16 protein-coding genes are annotated in these 15,950 nt (G+C 59.9%); 5 read left to right on the forward strand and 11 right to left on the reverse strand.

Annotated features, from left to right (window positions below; all coding sequences use genetic code 11):
• Positions 1-3: 3 nt before the first annotated feature.
• The gene (locus tag METLI_RS05250) at positions 4-537 is read right to left on the reverse strand and encodes a GNAT family N-acetyltransferase (RefSeq protein WP_004038628.1); all 534 of its coding nucleotides are present in this window, start codon (positions 535-537) and stop codon (positions 4-6) included.
• Positions 538-580: 43 nt separating this feature from the next.
• Positions 581-1,111, reverse strand: coding sequence for a MarR family winged helix-turn-helix transcriptional regulator (locus METLI_RS05255; RefSeq protein WP_004038630.1), 531 nt, complete (start codon positions 1,109-1,111; stop codon positions 581-583).
• Between the two features lie 109 nt (positions 1,112-1,220).
• Between METLI_RS05255 and METLI_RS05260 the strand changes: the two genes are divergently transcribed.
• Entirely contained in the window at positions 1,221-1,703 is a 483-nt protein-coding gene (locus METLI_RS05260; RefSeq protein ID WP_004038631.1) for a YkgJ family cysteine cluster protein, read from the forward strand.
• 102 nt (positions 1,704-1,805) lie between these two features.
• Positions 1,806-3,989 carry a PAS domain S-box protein gene (locus METLI_RS12375; protein WP_004038633.1) on the forward strand — a complete coding sequence of 728 codons (2,184 nt, stop codon included), beginning with the start codon at positions 1,806-1,808 and terminating at the stop codon, positions 3,987-3,989.
• A gap of 65 nt (positions 3,990-4,054) precedes the next feature.
• On the opposite strand, the gene hcp is transcribed toward METLI_RS12375, so the two are convergent.
• Positions 4,055-5,722 carry a hydroxylamine reductase gene (hcp, locus tag METLI_RS05270; protein ID WP_004038640.1) on the reverse strand — a complete coding sequence of 556 codons (1,668 nt, stop codon included), beginning with the start codon at positions 5,720-5,722 and terminating at the stop codon, positions 4,055-4,057.
• 87 nt (positions 5,723-5,809) lie between these two features.
• Between hcp and METLI_RS05275 the strand changes: the two genes are divergently transcribed.
• The 3 genes from METLI_RS05275 to METLI_RS05285 are packed head-to-tail and all read left to right on the forward strand — an operon-like array spanning position 5,810 to position 8,124.
• A complete protein-coding gene (locus tag METLI_RS05275) occupies positions 5,810-6,169 on the forward strand; it encodes a winged helix-turn-helix transcriptional regulator (RefSeq protein WP_004038641.1) in 360 nt (119 codons plus the stop codon).
• Between the two features lie 45 nt (positions 6,170-6,214).
• Positions 6,215-6,913 carry a queuosine precursor transporter gene (locus METLI_RS05280; protein WP_004038643.1) on the forward strand — a complete coding sequence of 233 codons (699 nt, stop codon included), beginning with the start codon at positions 6,215-6,217 and terminating at the stop codon, positions 6,911-6,913.
• Between the two features lie 50 nt (positions 6,914-6,963).
• Positions 6,964-8,124, forward strand: coding sequence for a TIGR04083 family peptide-modifying radical SAM enzyme (locus METLI_RS05285; protein ID WP_004038645.1), 1,161 nt, complete (start codon positions 6,964-6,966; stop codon positions 8,122-8,124).
• A gap of 262 nt (positions 8,125-8,386) precedes the next feature.
• Here METLI_RS05285 and METLI_RS05290 read toward each other — a convergent pair whose 3' ends face one another.
• The 8 genes from METLI_RS05290 to METLI_RS05325 all read right to left on the reverse strand — a co-directional run bounded on the left by METLI_RS05290 (position 8,387) and on the right by METLI_RS05325 (position 15,919).
• Positions 8,387-8,776: a cupin domain-containing protein gene (locus METLI_RS05290; protein ID WP_004038646.1), complete on the reverse strand. Its 390-nt coding sequence runs from the start codon at positions 8,774-8,776 to the stop codon at positions 8,387-8,389.
• A gap of 54 nt (positions 8,777-8,830) precedes the next feature.
• On the reverse strand, positions 8,831-9,823 hold the full coding sequence (locus METLI_RS05295; RefSeq protein ID WP_048104084.1) for a TIGR03557 family F420-dependent LLM class oxidoreductase: 993 nt from the start codon (positions 9,821-9,823) through the stop codon (positions 8,831-8,833).
• Between the two features lie 548 nt (positions 9,824-10,371).
• Positions 10,372-11,850, reverse strand: coding sequence for a PAS domain-containing protein (locus METLI_RS05300; protein WP_217178707.1), 1,479 nt, complete (start codon positions 11,848-11,850; stop codon positions 10,372-10,374).
• A gap of 156 nt (positions 11,851-12,006) precedes the next feature.
• Positions 12,007-13,755, reverse strand: a complete 1,749-nt coding sequence (locus METLI_RS05305; protein ID WP_004038652.1) for a DUF2070 family protein — start codon at positions 13,753-13,755, stop codon at positions 12,007-12,009.
• A 29-nt stretch (positions 13,756-13,784) separates the two neighbouring features.
• Positions 13,785-14,687 carry a carbohydrate kinase family protein gene (locus tag METLI_RS05310; RefSeq protein WP_004038656.1) on the reverse strand — a complete coding sequence of 301 codons (903 nt, stop codon included), beginning with the start codon at positions 14,685-14,687 and terminating at the stop codon, positions 13,785-13,787.
• Entirely contained in the window at positions 14,684-15,022 is a 339-nt protein-coding gene (locus METLI_RS05315; RefSeq protein ID WP_004038658.1) for a DUF555 domain-containing protein, read from the reverse strand. Before METLI_RS05315 ends, METLI_RS05310 begins: the two co-directional genes overlap by 4 nt.
• Before the next feature lie 23 nt (positions 15,023-15,045).
• Positions 15,046-15,576, reverse strand: coding sequence for a nitroreductase family protein (locus METLI_RS05320; protein ID WP_004038660.1), 531 nt, complete (start codon positions 15,574-15,576; stop codon positions 15,046-15,048).
• A complete protein-coding gene (locus METLI_RS05325; protein WP_004038661.1) occupies positions 15,563-15,919 on the reverse strand; it encodes a hypothetical protein in 357 nt (118 codons plus the stop codon). The genes METLI_RS05320 and METLI_RS05325 overlap by 14 nt, the downstream gene beginning before the upstream one ends.
• Positions 15,920-15,950 lie beyond the last annotated feature (31 nt).

Consider the following 15,950-nt stretch of genomic DNA (forward strand, 5'->3'; position numbering starts at 1 on the left):
CCCTCAGATCTCTTTTTCCATCCAGAGGGTATCGAAGAGCGTGCCCCACTTCTCGCCGACGTTCCTGAACCTGCCGACCTCGACAAAGCCGTGGCGTGCATGGAACCTGATGCTGCCGTCGTTTTTCGACGAGATTCCCGCCAGGATGCAGGAGACGCCCTGCTTCCTGCCCTCCGCCTCGAGGTATGAAAGCATCGCCGACCCGAACCCACGCCCGGTCAGGTCGGGCCTGATGAAGTAGGTGATCTCCGCGGTGCGGGCGAAGGCGGGGAGGGGGCTGTGGGCGCGGAGCATGCCGAACCCGCCGAGTTTGCCATCGCCGTCCTTCAGCGCCGCGGTCGGATACCCCTTCGAGGCCGCACGGAGCAGACCGAAGAACTCGTACGGCACCGGCCGCTCGGGGTATGCGGCAAAGGTGTTCTCGATATAGTAGTTGAACAGGTCGATCACGGCGCCTCCGTCGGCGTCCTCGATGGGGCCGAGGGTGTAGCCGTCTGCAATTACGGTCGATTTTCTATCATGTTCCATGGTGTCCATGCAATTGGTTTAGCAACTAAACAATATCAATCTGGCGGCACTCTCAAGCTCTCTCTTCCCTGATCCGCTCCCTGAACGCCTGGGTATGCTCCTCCCGCGCCGCGGGGCAGGCGTCGAAGATGCCCTCAAGCTGGATCAGGATTCGTTTGAAGTTCTCGATGTCACGACGGTCGAAGCTGGCGATCTCCCCTACAATGTTGCGGTTGACCGCCTCGTGATAGCCGCGGTGCCAGGCGAAGGCCTCCTCTCCCCGCCGTGTCAGGCGGAGGTGGACCGTTTTTCGATCGCCCTCCGGGTTTTCCCGTTCGAGGTAGCCCTTCGCCTCCAGTTTCTTCGTCGTCTGCGAGACGGCGCCTTTGGTGATGCCGAGGCGGGACGCGAGGCCTGAGACGTTCTCATCGGGGAACCGCCCAATATAATCGATCAGGTGCACCTCCGAAGGGTAGAGGAGCACGCCGTGCCCGATGTCGACGGGCTCCCTCTCGATCGCCGCCGCTTTGTTGAGGAGCCTGACGAAGAGATCCATGATCTCGGCGGCGGCATCGGTATCCTGGTTGCGGGAATTGTTTAGCATGTATACCTGTGGGGTGGGCGGCGTGAGTATCTGAACCTTCGTCTCCGCCCCTTCCCGCGGTGCGGTTATATCTCTCCGGCGTCCAACCCATTTCCACTGAAGGATTGCCATGCCGTTTTTCTGTATCAGGTGCGGGGAGTGCTGCAGCCAGATGGGCGATGTCCATGTCGTGGAGGAGGACCGCGGCGGCGGGCGGTTCCTGGTGGCAAACCGCTACACCGGCGAGCGCGACGAGGTCGAGATCGACCCGGCGCTCTCCCGCCTCTCTCCCGACCGGCGCATCTTCGAGCGGTGGCCCATGGCCTGCCCGTTTCTGCGGGAGGACCCGGAGAGCGGTGAGGTCGTCTGCATCGTCCACCGGACGCGCCCTGAGATCTGCCAGGAGTACCGGTGCTGGCGCCTCCTCGTCCAGAACGCCGCCGGGGTGCGGGCGGGCCGCGTGATGGAGCGCCGGCACCTGGCGGCGGACGACCCGGCGCTCAAAGCGTTCTGGGAGGAGAATATCGCCGGGATCCGCGAGGGCGATATCGACCGCTGGGATGAGCAGGTGATCCTGCTGCTGAAAGGGGCAGGATATACGGTATACTGGTAATATCGGCGATATTCCGTCGATGGCGCCGGAACGTCTGACAACCAGAATTAAATCTTAAATTATTTATTAGGGTGAATAGTTCTCTCTTCCTGTGGTGCATTCGTGGAAGACCCCCCCATCCGTGTTCTGATCGTCGACGACGAACCCTCCCTCGGTGAGATCTGCCAGATATTCCTGGAAGAAATGGGCGGATTCTCGTGCGACACCGTCACCTCGGGAGCAGAGGCGCTGGAGCAGGTCTCCACCTCTCCCTATGACGCCATCGTCTCCGATTATCAGATGCCCGGTATGAACGGGATAGAACTGCTCAAGGAGATCCGCGGCGGCGGGATGGATATACCCCTCATCATCTTCACAGGCAAAGGGCGCGAGGCGGTGGTGATCGAGGCCCTGAACAGTGGCGCCGACTTTTATCTCCAGAAAGGGGGAGATCCGGAGGCACTCTTCATCGAACTGGCGTTCAAGATCAGGCAGGCGGTGCAGCGGAAAAGAACTGAAGAGGCACTCGTCAGGACGCGGTTCTCGATCGAGCACTCTCCTGAGGAATATTACTGGATCGATTGTGATGGTTTCCTCCTCGACGTCAACGAGCAGTCCTGCTCCATGCTCGGATACACGCGGGAGGAACTCCGGCACCTGCGGGTCATGGACGTCGATTCCCTCTATGGGGAGGACGATTGGCGCGCACTCTGGCAGCAGCTCAAAGAGGAGCACCACCTCAGGGTCGAATCGGTCCACCGGAAAAAAGACGGAACCGTCTATCCCGTGGAGATCTCCCTGGCCCATCACAGGATGGGCGATAAGGAGTTCATGTGCGCTTTTGCCTATGACATCAGCGGGAGGAAGAAAGCACAGGAAGAGGCGCATCTCTCTGAAGTGATGAACCGGGCGATCTTCGAGACATCAGGGGAGGCGACGGCGGTCTTCAATGAAGATACCACCATTATGATGGCGAACAGAGAGTTTGAGCGTCTTTCCGGGTATCCTGTCGAGGAGCTGGTGGGGAAGAGGAGCTGGACCGAGTTCGTCGCGGAGGAGGATCGGGGACGGCTGCTGGAATATCACCGGCAGAGACGGATTTCCGGGGGTTCTGCCCCGCGATGCTATGAGTTCAGGGCCGTGGACAGGGAGGGGGTGGTGAGGGCGTACAGCGCCGTGGTCGATATGATCCCCGGGACGACCCTGAGGATCGCCTCATATCTCGATATCACCGAGCGCAAACAGGCTGAAGAGGCGATCCGGAAGAGTGAGGAGAACCTCCGCTCTTTCATGAACGCCCTGCCCGAACCGGCCCTTCTGCTGGGCGCAGACGGGATCGTCCTCGCCGCAAACGATGCGATGGTCGAGACCTTCGGCCGGAGGGGCGGCGCGGCGGTCGGTTTGTCTCTCCGCGATCTCTACCCCGAGGCGTTCACCGTCTTGAAATTGCCTCTCGAAAGGGCGATACGGGAAAAGAGATTCATCGATGAGGTGTGTTCTGTTCAGGGCAGGTGCATCAACGTGAAGATCTGCCCGGTCACCGACGCGGGCGGGGCCGTCGGGTCGCTTGCAGTCTACGGGATGGATGTCACCGAACAGAAGAACACGGGGGACGCCCTGAAAAAGGCCAGCAAAAAACTCAACCTCCTCTCCGGGATCACGCGGCACGATATGCTCAACCAGATCACGGTGGCGCTGGGGTCGCTCTCCCTTGCCTCACAACAGATCGATGATGAGGAGGTCAGGGCACGGATCGAGCACGCGCATGCGGCTGTGATGAATATCCAGAAGGGTCTTGAGTTCGCAAAAGACTATCAGAACATGGGGATGATGCCCCCGGCGTGGCAGCGCCTGGATGCGGTGGTCAGGGCGGCGGCGGCATCGGTCCCCCTTGACGGCATCCTCCTCGATCTGCAGGCCGAGGCGGTGGAGGTCTTCGCTGACCCGATGCTTGAGAGGGTCTTTGCGAACCTCCTGGATAATGCGGTGCGGCACGGGGAGGGGGTGACAGCGATCGGGATCTCGTGCCATGAACAGGATGACGGGAGCGCCGCCATCGTCATAGAGGACAACGGGATCGGGGTTCCTGAGGGGTTGAAGGAGCGGATCTTCGAGAGCGGTTATGGACGGCACACCGGCCACGGCCTCTTCCTTGTGCGTGAGATCCTGGATATCACCGGCATCTCCATCGCCGAGATCGGAGAGGAGGGGAAGGGGGCGCGGTTCGTCATCACCGCACCTCCGGGAGGCCATCGCCCGGCATCTGAGTGCCCGGGCATTGCGCCCCGGATCGCCCCGCAGACGTGACCTCAGTCAGGTGGAGCGGCACTCCTCAGGGAGTGCCCGGGCCTATATCGAGAGATTTTTTCCCTTCAGTTCCCCGGGACCATCAGGTGCAGGTCTTCGGCGACGGTGGTGTTCTTCCTGATCCCGAAGTTCTCGACCAGGACGTTCAGGACGCCGGGTGAGACGAAGGCCGGGAGGCGGGGGCCGAGGGTGATATTCTTCACGCCGAGGTGCAGGAGGGCGAGGAGGACGAGCACCGCCTTCTGCTCGTACCAGGCGATGTTGTACGAGACCGGCAGGTCGTTGATCCCGACGCCGAATGCCTCCGCGAGCGCCTGGGCGATGACGACCAGGGAGTAGCAGTCGTTGCACTGACCGGCGTCAAGGAGGCGGGGGATGCCGTCGATATCGCCGAGGTCGAGGCTGTTGTAGCGGTACTTGGCGCATCCGGCGGTCAGGATCACGGTGTCCTTCGGGAGTGCCTGCGCGAACTCGGTGTAGTAGGAGCGCTCGCCCTGCCGCCCGTCGCACCCGGCCATGACGACGAAGCGCCTGATCGCGCCCGCCTTCACGGCATCGATGACGGTGCCGGCGATGGCGAGCACCGCACCGTGGGCGCACCCGGTGATGAGGTCGCGGTTGCCATCGCCGCCCTTCTCCCCGAAGAGGGAGACCCAGCTGGGCCTGGCCCTGCCGTGGAGGTTCTTCGGGGGTTGGCAGCCCTGTGCGTGCCTGATCATGGCGGAAAAGTCCTTTGTGCCGTCCGCCGCCTCCGGGATATGGGCGACGCCTTCGAACCCGACCGGGCCGGTGGTGTAGATGCGGTCTTTGTACGACTCCTTCGGCGGTACCAGGCAGTTGGTGGTGACGAGCACCGGGCCGTTGAAGGCCTCGAACTCCTCTTTCTGGAAGGGCCACGACCCGCCGTAGTTCCCGATCAGGTGTCCGTATTTTTTGAAGGCCGGGTAGGCGTGCGCCGGCAGCATCTCGCCGTGGGTGTAGATATCGACGCCGAGGCCCTTCGTCTGCTCCAGGAGGTCGTGGAGGTCTTTGAGGTCGTGACCGGTGACCAGGATCCCGGGCCGCGTGCCCGGCGCCGTCCTGACCATCGTGATCTGGGGGGCGCCGAAGGTCGCGGTGTTCGCCGTGTCGAGGAGCGCCAGCACCCGCACGCCGACGCCGCCGCACTCCAGAATGATCCCGACCATCTCGTCGAGGGTGAGGTCCTGGAGGGTGGAGGCGAGCGCCCGCTGGATGAACGCCGTGATCTCGTCGTCCTCGTAACCGAGGGCGTCGGCGTGGTAGTAGTAGGCGCCGACGCCCTTGAGGCCGTAGACGAGGAGTTCGCGCAAAGACCTGACGTCTTCATTCGCGGTCGCCAGCACGCCGACCTCTCCGGCCTTCGCCGCGATCGCCGCGTCGTCCGCCGGCGTCCAGGTGCAGGCGTCGGGTTCGATCTCGCCGGCCGGGGGGAGGGCGTCGCGGATCGAGATCGCTTCCCTGATATACGCGTGGAAGCGCTCTTTGTCGAAGTTCACGTTGGTCAGGGTCGCAAAGAGCACCTCGGCGATGAACTTTCCGGCCTTTCCGTTCCCGGTTCCCTTCTCCATCGCCGCACAGTTGCGCACCGCAATCCCCTTTGCCAGGTAGATCAGGACGTCCTGGAGCCCGGCGGTCTCGGTGTCCTTGCCGCAGACGCCCATCGTCGTGCACCCGCACCCTTTTGCGGTCTCTTCACACTGGTAACAATACATCGTTGCATCTCCATTTTGTATCTTTTAGATACAAAGTATAGAATTGATACTAATATATAAGTACCGAGGAGTTTCTTAGAGTATACCATGCAGGACGGGTGCACGGTCAATGAGACGGTGAAATATCTCGGGAAAAAGTGGACGCTCCTGATATTGCTGGAGCTCTACAAAGGGGATGGGTATTCCCGCCGGTTCTCCGAACTCAAGGACTCCATCCCCGGGATCACCTCGAAGGTGCTCTCGGCGCGGCTGAAGGAACTGGAGGAGGAGGGGCTTGTGTGGAAACGCGTCGAGGCGTCTGCCTTCCCGGTGAAGAGCGAGTATGGGCTTTCTGAGAGCGGCGTCGAGATCATCGGGGTGGTGAGGGAGATCAAGCGCTGGGCGCTGAAGTGGAAGATCGACAACCTCGCCTGCGGGGCGCAGGACTGCCGGGACTGCGTGCTGTGATCGCCCGGCACCTACAAGTCCCATCCACACCAACCTGAGAGGGAGATGGACTTCCCGGTCGTCTGGCTCTACTGGATCACAAGCCTCACCCTCGTCACCTACGCCTCGGCCCATATCATCAAACGCTACCGGGAGTACGGCTATGCGGCGCTGGTCGGTTTCTATGTCGTTTACCTCGCCGCCTCGCAGATCATCGCCACGCGGACCGTCGCCTTCGACCTGGGCATCGCCGTCTTCTTCGCCCCGGCCTCGGTCTTTATCTACCCCTTCCTCTCGCAGGCGATCGACATGATCAACGAGGTCTATGGCGAGGAGAAGACCAGGATCGCTATAGGGATCGCCTTTCTCTCGCAGGTGCTCCTGGTCGCCTTCATCCTGATGACCAACTCCCTTGCGCCTGCACCCTTCTTCGCCTATGAGAAGACCTGGCAGGAGATCTTCTCCCTCGGGATCAGGATCGTCGTCGCCTCCTGGATCGCCTTCCTGATCACCCAGACGCTCGACGCCCGGGTCTTCGCCCTCCTCAAGGCCCGGTACCCTGACCGGATCCTGCTGCGGAGCCTCTCCAGCGACATCTTCGGGCTCACCCTCGACAGCGTGATCTTCGTCACCCTCGCCTTTGCCGGGGTGGCCCCGCTCCTCCCCCTGATCGTCGGCCAGATCGTCGCGAAGAACATCGTCGGGTTCCTGGACACGCCCTGGTTCTGGTGGTATAAGAGGTACCTCGAGGGGGAGCGGGCCTGACCTGGCCCTTTAGCAACCTTATTCTTTGAAGAAAGAGAAACAACGCCGTAATGAAAACGCCCTTTCACATCATGCTCGTGCCGACGCTCGGGTGCCCGTCCCACTGCGCATACTGCTGGAGTTCAGAGGAAGGATCGCCGGTGATGAGCATCGAGACCCTCAGGGAAGTGGCAGAATGGCTCAGGGATTTCAGGGACGACCCCGCCACCGTCACCTTCCACGGCGGCGAACCCCTCCTCGCCGGGGCGGCGTTCTATAGGCAGGCGCTGCCGATGCTCGCCGAGGCGTTGAGCCGCCAGGGCTGTTATTTCGCCCTTCAGACCAACCTCTGGCGGATGACCCCGGAGATCGCAGAGGTGCTGGCCGCGTACCGCGTCCCGCTCGGGTCCAGCATCGACGGCCCGCGGGATCTCAACGACCTCCAGCGGGGGGACGGCTACTTCGATAAGACGATGCGGGGCTACGAGATCGCACGGGCCCACGGCCTCGACGTCAGCTTCATCTGCACCTTCACGCGCCACTCCGTAGAGCACCGCGAGGAGATCTTCCAGTTCTTCCTGGAAAACGCGTTCACCCTGAAACTGCACCCTGCCCTGCCCTCCCTCCGCGGCTCAGAACCCGAGAAATGGGCGCTCTCCCCGGAGAAGTACGGCGAACTCCTGGTCTACCTCCTGGACCAGGCCCTCGAGCATATGGGCGAGATCGACGTGATGAACATCAACGATCTCTGCCGATGCGTGTTCACCCGCCGCGGCACCGTCTGCACCTTCGCCGACTGCATGGGAAACACCTTCGCGATCGGGCCCGACGGGAGCATCTACCCCTGCTACCGTTTCATCGGGATGCCGGCCTACGTGATGGGGCATGTGCGCGACCGCCCGACCGCAGAAGACCTCGCCGCCTCGGCGGCCGGACAGTTGATGCAGGCCTATAAGGAGTTCGTGGACGGGCATTGCGGGGGGTGTGCGCACATCGGGTACTGCCGGGGCGGGTGCCCGTACAACGCGATCACCCCGACCGGCGGGGAGATAAAAGACGTCGACCCGCACTGCACCGCGTATAAGAGGATCTTCGACGAGATCAACGACCGGTTGAACGACGAGATGTTCAACGCACCCTCCATGATGGAGGCAAATCCCTTCGGATCGCGGCGGAGAAAACCTGCGAAGCCCGGTGTCATGACCCTGATGCACCGGATCGCGATGAAGTAGGGAGACGGGAGCACCGGTGCCCCGGGGTATTGCCGGAGGTGCGGCTTTCAGCCGTCCGCGGCGTTCGGGATCAGGAGGCGATCCCGGCGGAATACGTGATGGCGGGCGAACTGGTGCCCGGGACGTTCGATCGGTCAAAAGAAAGGTGATGGGATCCAGAGCGGTGCATCCGAGGAAATCCTCTCTGGATTGACCCATCACGTCGCAGCAGCCAGATCTGCTGCTTCGCTGCGCCGTGATGGGTCACGTGCGGCCTATTGCATTAGAGGGCGGGGACGAATTTCGCCAGTATATAGAGGTCTTTCCCTTCGGCAATGACGGTATGCTCCACCCCCGGCGGGGTGACAAAGGAGTACCCGGCGTTGAACCTGATCTCTTTATCCCCGAGAATAAATACTCCGTTTCCGTCAATGGCCTCATTGAACTCCCATTGGACGTTATGAGAGTGATTGCCCACTTCGCACCCTTTTTCAATCATCACGATATGGCAGCTGAACTGGCCTCCTGTATCCTTTCCTCTGACGAGGTCTTTGAGAAACACGCCCTTGAAGGCCGGATGTTCATACCATGCCGTTTCCTTTGCATCCACCTCCTTTTCCGGATAGATGATCTTTGTTTCATCAAACAGATCGACGATTCTCGATTCTTTCATGCTCTCCTCCTCAAGACGATGGTTTATCCAAAAAAAGAGATTTCCCCATCGATATTAGTTCTTGACGTGTGGAATGACGTCCTTGAAGACATCAATGCCCAGGTTCACGTCGGGACTTGAATTTCCGAGGCAGAAGTGAGTGATTCCGGCGGCCTTGAATCTCTCGATCTCCTTGATGAGATCTTCGGCATCGGTCGCAACCATGTAGTTTTCTTTCATCATGTCATGTCCGACAAGGTTTGCGTGGACCTCGACTTCCTTTGAGTCATAGACCTTGTACTTGAACATGGCAGGGACCAGGCATCCGGCCCAGAAGCGGAGGCCTTCGATTGCCTTCTCATAGTCGGGATCGACCGAGTACCAGATTAGCATCGCACGCTCCATCTTGCTCGGGTCCTTTCCTGAATCGGCTGCACCCTTGACGAAGTTCGGGATCGTGACGTTCTTCAGCACCGAGGGGTCTGCCGCTACGGTCATCAGGTGGTCGCCGTACTTGCCGGCGAGGCGTGCTCCCTTCGGGCCCATGCCGCTGAAGTAGAGGGGAACCTCATCGTCGGGCTTGGTGTACAGGAACGCCTTGTCGAGGGTGTAATACTTCCCCTTGAAGGTGACGGGCTCCTGACCGCCCCAGAGCTGGCGCATCACGCCGATGGCCTCCACCGTCATGTCCTGGCGCTCGGGCACGCTCGGCCATTCGCCGGTCACCGGCACTTCGTTCATCGCCTCCCCGGCGCCGATGGCGACACCCACTCTGCCGGGGTACATCTGCCTCAGCGTTGCAAATGTCTGCGCAACGATCGCCGGGTTGTACCTCATGATCGGGCAGGTGATGCAGGTGGAAATAAAGACCCTCTTCGTTGCTTCAAGGGCCGCGCCCATCCAGGCCCATGCCTGTGCGGATTGGGCATTGGTGTGGTACCAGGGGTGGAAGTGGTCGTCAGCCCAGACCGAGTCGAAGCCGACATTTTCTGCTCTTACAGTCTGTTCCAGTGCGTCTCTGGGTTTGTACTGCTCCAGAGACGCGAAGTAGCCTACTTTTGTCTCCATGTCCATCGTCTCTCTGGCAGAGAGGGGAACCGGTGCATGGATCGCTAACCAAAAGTTAAAATACTGCTGGTATTCTAATCTAATTGGATGGGGCCGGACCTGATGTTCACTCAGGAACTCACAACTTTTCAAGAGTGAATTTCAGATGTTCCCTGTCCATGCGGGCGGTGCGCCATCTGCCGTGTTTTGTGCAGGATTCTGACCTACACAGATATGACTTATCTCCTGTGGTTATAATTCTCTCTTTTATTGGTGGTCAATGGGATCAAATGCGATCTTTTTATATAATGTTGTGCCGGTCGGAGGGGAGATCCGATCGGATCTTCCGGGGGCTTCCTGACACAGTACATGATTTCCGTCTGATCTTTCCGTCGCCGGGATCGAAACCGCCCGTGTGACCCGACCTTATGATGAGCAATAAAAAGAATATTTTTATATGATCGTACGCTCGGGGGCGTTATCGGGGGAAGATGTCCTGAATATGGCCTCCGGATCTTCCGTTTGTCTGCAGCACCATATTCCGGGGTGCACACCCGGACGACGATCGACTAACAATTTTCGTTGCAGAGCATTTTTCGATATGTCACTTCTTCTCTCACGTCCTCGGAAAGATCCATCATAAACGAGGCGATCTCCCCGGTCGGCAGTTTGAAGATAAAATGCGTGAGCCACGGGGATGTTTCGTTCTTGATGTACTGGAGGGGCGGGACAACCTCGGGAACCCCGGTGCTGTCCACCCGGTTCAACGCCTGACGCACGCTCCTGACCGGGAGGTCGGGGAATTTGACGAAGAGTTTCTTCCCGATTACCTCCTCTTTTTTCACCTGCAGGATAATTTCGAGGGCCTGGTTGACGTCTTTGATGACGAAATCGTCGCCGCCGTCGACGGGCTGGTAGATCAGGACGCCGGTGCAGGTGTCGTTAAAAAATGAACGATAGCGTGCTTCATTGAATTTAAGCTCTTTTTTTGCCAGTCTCTCTGCCGTAGCGTCCATAAAGAGGATGGCATACTCCTGAAATCCGGTTTCACTGGAAATATGGGTGAATGACGCTTCAAAATATGCAATTCCCGACTTTGAGGTGGGCATAATCTTTTCTCGCTTTAAACGATCAAAATCGCAGATGAATTCTATTTCACCGATCTCTCCGTTGATCAGGGCATTTTTTATCCGTTCTTTCCGGCAGAAGAGATCGAAGAGATTCGTCTGCATCAGATCCTGGTAGTGGTCCACGCCAAGCAACCTGAGGGATGCACCGTTTGCATTGGTGATGTTTCCCGATTCGTTGAAGAACAATATGCCGCTCGGGACTTTTTTAAAAATCGTCCGTAATTTCTCGTCGCTGATGGAGAGGGCTTCTTCGGTTTGTTTTTGATCGGTAATGTCCCTCAGGGCGATCATGCTGTTTTTGTTTCCGTCCAGAGAAACGGTCGGAATGAATTTGATCGAATAGATCTGGTTGGTGTTCTCGTCGATATGCTCCATCTCGCGGAGAAATCGTTCTCCCCGGATCATTCGATTGATATTTTTTTGAATCGAGGGATCGGAAAAAATATCGATCCCCATTTTAAAAATATTGGTTCCTACCAGTTCTCTCTCTTTTAATATGTCGAATTTGGAAAAAAAGCTTTTATTTGCCATCAGGATCCGGGCACCAGCGTCCATTATGACGATGATATCTGTCGTATAATCGAAGAGGGATGCCGTCGGAATTCTTTCGGAAATCGTGTATAATTTTGATTTGCCGTAATGCGCCATTGTTACCTGGCCATTGATCCTGAGAATGTCCAGATATTTGGCTACCGTCCCCCGGTTTATCTCAAGATTTCTGGAAATGGCCGAAATAGACATTTTTTGCGGGCTTTTCTCCCTGAGATACTCCCGGACGGCAATGAGTTTCTCCTGATATTCTTCCATCGCTATGCTGTAGTATGTAAAATTGATTATATACGCTTTGTTTATGCCGTGCGGTGGAGGGGGTCGGGTCTGAGGGGGACGGTGTAGATCAGGAGCGGCGTCGGCGGCCATGCCGCCGGGAAGGGATCGATCAAGTACCCATCAAGGAACAAAAACCCGGCATATATCTGAGAATATGAGGATTGCTGGTGATAGTGCCGGTTTTAATCGCGTCGGTCAGGCGCCCGGAAGCGTGGTCATCAAGTATTTCTCCGGTTCGGCGCCCCCTCACCCGATCACCAGGTACGCGATCACCGAGAGCAAAAACGCCACCAGCAGGATCGCAAGCGAAAGGGGCGGGATAAACACGAGCATCGCGTTCACGGTGCTCGCCAGCTCAGAGATCCGGTTCGAGCCGAAGACCATGATGTCCCGGCAGCAGGCCGACGCCGCCCCCACTCTGGCCGGGGCGAGGTCGGCGATCGCCGTCTGCACCGCCTCGACCGCATAGGGAACGATCTCTTTGGGTGGGACATGCATCCCGACCGGGTTCTTCCCGCTGATCGTGTTCACCACATGGGAGTCGGAGGTCATCACCTCGCACTCGTCCACCAGGTCCGCAATCGCCGCCTGCACCGCCGGGCGCAGGGCCTCGACCATATTGTTCCCGTCGAAGAGGACATAAGCCGTCCGCTGCCCGTCCACCTCGATCACGAGCGCCTGAACCCCGATATCGCCAAAGCCCTCCTCACGGGAGAACGGCACCGGCACATGCGCCGCCCCGGCCCTGAAGGGGTGCACGGCGCCGCCCGCCGCCGCGGCGATCCCACGCGCCGCCGCCGAGAGATACTCGTTGCCCACCTTCGAGCCCAGGGCGACCGGCGAGGCCACGTCGGCCATGCAGTTGTGGGCGTCGACAAAGGCGCAGTGGGAGAATCTGCTGTGCCCCTCGGCCATGATCGTCATCCCGATCGCGAAATCGAGGTCCTCGGTCTTCTTTGGCCAGCGCGTCGAGACCATCATCAGGGCGTCCCCCACCGGCTGGCAGAGCAGGCTCACTGAACCGGTCTGGAGGCGCTGCGATCGCCCGGCCCGGGGGACGAACGAAACGCCGTCGAGGGCTTTCTGCATCGCTGCAATGATCTTCTCAGACTCAGACTCAGAGACCAGGTTGAAGTCATGGGTCGAACACCCGTGGGTGGTGAGCACCTCCTCGGGGAAGGCGTCGTGGATCCGCTTTGTCAGGTTTCCACCGCCGATCTCCCCCATCGGGCCCGGGTGGACATTCGGGACGGTGAAGATGATGCCGTCCTTCCCCTCGCGTTCAAATGCCAGGGTGACCTGCGGCACCGTCACCTCCTCGCCGATCTCCCGGAAAAAGTCCTCCATCCGCTTCGAGCCGTCGGTCATGTGCTCGATAAAGGTGTTGATGAAGTTGAGGGCGCTGATATGGAAGCCCTTGTTCAGCGGGCGCTCGATGAACCAGATGAAGAGCAGGCACCCGAACCCGAAGACCAGGTGCAGCACCGCCCCGAGGGCGATATAGCCCGGCCCGAAGAAGAGGGACGCCGCGGCGATGCCGAGTACGCTCTGTGGGAGGGCCGGCAGAACGACGCGGGAAAGGTGGTAATCGGCGATCGCCGCCAGTACGAGCATCCTGATCCCGAAGACGAGCCCCATCGCGATCGCAAAGCTGAGCGGGAGGTACGCCGCCAGCCCGAGCGCCACCGGGAAGATGGCGACGATCACCGCAAAGACCGTTCCAGCCGCCGCCAGCAGGGCCGAGCGGTTCCAGGGGATCATCCGTCCCCGGGTGCGGATCAGGGGCCGCGTCAGGAGGGTCGTCAGGATGCCGGGCACGGAGAAGGCAAGGGTGCCGAAAAAGAGTATGATGCTCTCCGACCGCATGCTCGCGGCGTCGATGAGCATCCCGAGGATGACGATGATCGCAAGGGAACGGGGCCATGACGGCGCCGTGAAGATGTACTTCGACAGCCCGGCCATCCTGACGTCGCTGCCATCGCTCTGCTCTGTCATCGGTTCTCTCTCCATGTACGCTGCAAATCTTATCCGAGCCGACCGAAATGCTGCTCGTGCCGCTGTGCCATACGCTGCCAGGTCGGCAGGTTTGTCTGGCAGCCCATCTCTTCGACCGCAAACGAGGCGGTCACCGTCCCGATAGTGCAGCAGCGGAGCGGGGCGTAGCCGCGGCGGTACGCCGTCAAAAATCCGGCCCGGAAGGCGTCCCCGGCCCCGGTCGGGTCGGCCGCCTTCACGCGCACCGCCGGCACGGTCTGCCGTTCGCCGCGGATACAGAGCATGCATCCCTCTGCGTCCATCGTGAAGACGGCGATCTCCACCCGGGCGGCCAGGTCGTGGACCGAGATTCCGAGCGTCCCGGCCATCTGCGCCGCCTCGTGCCGGTTCGCAAACAGGACGGTGATATTGTCCAGGATCGTCTCGAACTGCTCCTTTGAGTATTTCGAGATGTCCTGCCCGGGATCGAACGAGGCGAAATCGCTCTTCTCCGCAACCCTCACGTTGAACGACGGGTCGGCGGTCGCCATGTGGACGAAATCGAGGGCAGGCGCTTCCGCGGTCTCGAAGACCCTGGACGCCCCCCAGTCGAAGAAGGTGATCTGGTCCCCGCCCTCGTCGTTGAACATAAAGGCGGTGGCCGTCGGGCGGTCATCGACATAAAAAAACTGCCGAACAATCCCGATTTCCTCCATGCGCCGCTCGTAGGCGCTGCCGGGAAAATCCGATCCGACGGCGCTCACCAGGGTGCAGGGCTCGCCCAGGGTGGCGATCCCGGCGGCGATGTTCGCCGCCCCGCCGCCGAAGAAGATCTGGTGGTCGATGGTGGGCACCGAGGTGTGCCGCTCGGGAAAATTCGACACACGGCAGATATGGTCTATTGCCGTGTGCCCGACGACGCTGATCGGCTCCGCCGCACCGGAGGATTTCATAACTCCTGCACGTCCGTGACTTTCAGCGGGACGTTGCCGAGTGCCCGACCGATGACGGACTTTGCAATCCTGGAAGCGTGCTCGCCCGACTCGGCGTTGAAGACCTTCATGTCAAGGGACAGCCCGACCAGAGCGGTGTTGGCGACGACAAGAGCGCAGTTCAGGTCGTTCTCGCAGTACGGGCACTGGATAAACCCGCTTTCAATCTCAACAAACTTTGCCGAGGGATTGAGCCGTTTTCCGGCCTCGCTGATCGCGATCCCGATGGCGTCGTCAAGGGACTTGACGTCCTTGATGACCCATGCTGATTCAAGTGATACGTTGTAATCGGTCATGAAATCTCACAGTTCCAGAAAATTTACCAGGTCTCTCTATGGATATGCTCGCCGACCGGCATACGTCCGGTCCGCGCTGCCGGCACCACTCCTCTCCCGACCGCAAGCAGCGCCACCGGGCGGATGTGCGCGGGAATGCCGAGCACCTCCCTGACAGCGTCTTCGTCAAAGGCGCCGGTCCAGCAGGAGTGGAGACGCAGGGCGTGTGCTGCGAGCATCATATAGGTGCACGCAATCGTTGCGTCCTCAAGGGCATAAAGAATACCCCGCTCGCCGTATCTGGACATCGAACGCACATAGTTCGAGCAGACCACGAGGATCACCGGCGCGGCGGCGATGTGCTCCTGGTCGTAGGCGGCCCCGGCCAGCGCCTCGCGCTGGTCCTCCGCCCTGACCAGGACGACGTCCCATGCCTCCAGGTTGCCTGCGCTCGGCGCCGAGGAGGCGGCCTTCAGGATCGCGGCGACCTCCTCGTCGGTGACGCCCGTGCCGGTGTCGTATTCGCGGACCGACTGCCGGGCTTCGAGAAACGCAAGGAACTCAGAGGAGTCCATGGCTGCTGAGCGCCTCCCATGCCTCCTGGGCTGCGGTGGTCGCCGCCGAGACCGCACCGGCAACCGCCGGGACCGCCTCGTCGTAGTGCCCCCCCTCGACCATGGCGATCACAGAGCTCAGTGTCTCGATCGCCTTCCTGAACGAGGCATGGCCGGTGCTCTTATGGGCGAACTCGAGATCTGCCCGGACTTCTTCGAGCATGAGAAGAAGCATCTTCTTCCCGCCGGCCTTTTCGGCATCTGAAAAGCCGGTCAGGGCGGCGATCAGTTTTGACGCACGGATCAGTTCGGATTTTGCTTTTTCACCGTACTGATACTGCAAAACGGCCGTCTTCGGATCCATACATTGAATGGATGCAGAAGATATAAAAGAT

The organism is Methanofollis liminatans DSM 4140 (genome assembly GCF_000275865.1).
In the GTDB taxonomy this organism is placed as follows: Archaea; Halobacteriota; Methanomicrobia; order Methanomicrobiales; family Methanofollaceae; genus Methanofollis; species Methanofollis liminatans.

Excerpts from the sequence above, each read along its gene's own strand:
- METLI_RS05320 (WP_004038660.1), bottom strand. The coding sequence starts at position 15,576 with ATGGACTCCTCTGAGTTCCTTGCGTTTCTCGAAGCCCGGCAGTCGGTC.
- METLI_RS05325 (WP_004038661.1), bottom strand. The coding sequence starts at position 15,919 with ATGGATCCGAAGACGGCCGTTTTGCAGTATCAGTACGGTGAAAAAGCA.
- hcp (WP_004038640.1), bottom strand. The coding sequence starts at position 5,722 with ATGTATTGTTACCAGTGTGAAGAGACCGCAAAAGGGTGCGGGTGCACG.
- METLI_RS05310 (WP_004038656.1), bottom strand. The coding sequence starts at position 14,687 with ATGAAATCCTCCGGTGCGGCGGAGCCGATCAGCGTCGTCGGGCACACG.
- METLI_RS05275 (WP_004038641.1), top strand. The coding sequence starts at position 5,810 with ATGCAGGACGGGTGCACGGTCAATGAGACGGTGAAATATCTCGGGAAA.
- METLI_RS05315 (WP_004038658.1), bottom strand. The coding sequence starts at position 15,022 with ATGACCGATTACAACGTATCACTTGAATCAGCATGGGTCATCAAGGAC.
- METLI_RS05300 (WP_217178707.1), bottom strand. The coding sequence starts at position 11,850 with ATGGCCGCCGACGCCGCTCCTGATCTACACCGTCCCCCTCAGACCCGA.
- METLI_RS05255 (WP_004038630.1), bottom strand. The coding sequence starts at position 1,111 with ATGCTAAACAATTCCCGCAACCAGGATACCGATGCCGCCGCCGAGATC.
- METLI_RS05305 (WP_004038652.1), bottom strand. The coding sequence starts at position 13,755 with ATGACAGAGCAGAGCGATGGCAGCGACGTCAGGATGGCCGGGCTGTCG.
- METLI_RS05260 (WP_004038631.1), top strand. The coding sequence starts at position 1,221 with ATGCCGTTTTTCTGTATCAGGTGCGGGGAGTGCTGCAGCCAGATGGGC.
- METLI_RS05290 (WP_004038646.1), bottom strand. The coding sequence starts at position 8,776 with ATGAAAGAATCGAGAATCGTCGATCTGTTTGATGAAACAAAGATCATC.
- METLI_RS05285 (WP_004038645.1), top strand. The coding sequence starts at position 6,964 with ATGAAAACGCCCTTTCACATCATGCTCGTGCCGACGCTCGGGTGCCCG.
- METLI_RS05280 (WP_004038643.1), top strand. The coding sequence starts at position 6,215 with ATGGACTTCCCGGTCGTCTGGCTCTACTGGATCACAAGCCTCACCCTC.
- METLI_RS05295 (WP_048104084.1), bottom strand. The coding sequence starts at position 9,823 with ATGGAGACAAAAGTAGGCTACTTCGCGTCTCTGGAGCAGTACAAACCC.
- METLI_RS05250 (WP_004038628.1), bottom strand. The coding sequence starts at position 537 with ATGGACACCATGGAACATGATAGAAAATCGACCGTAATTGCAGACGGC.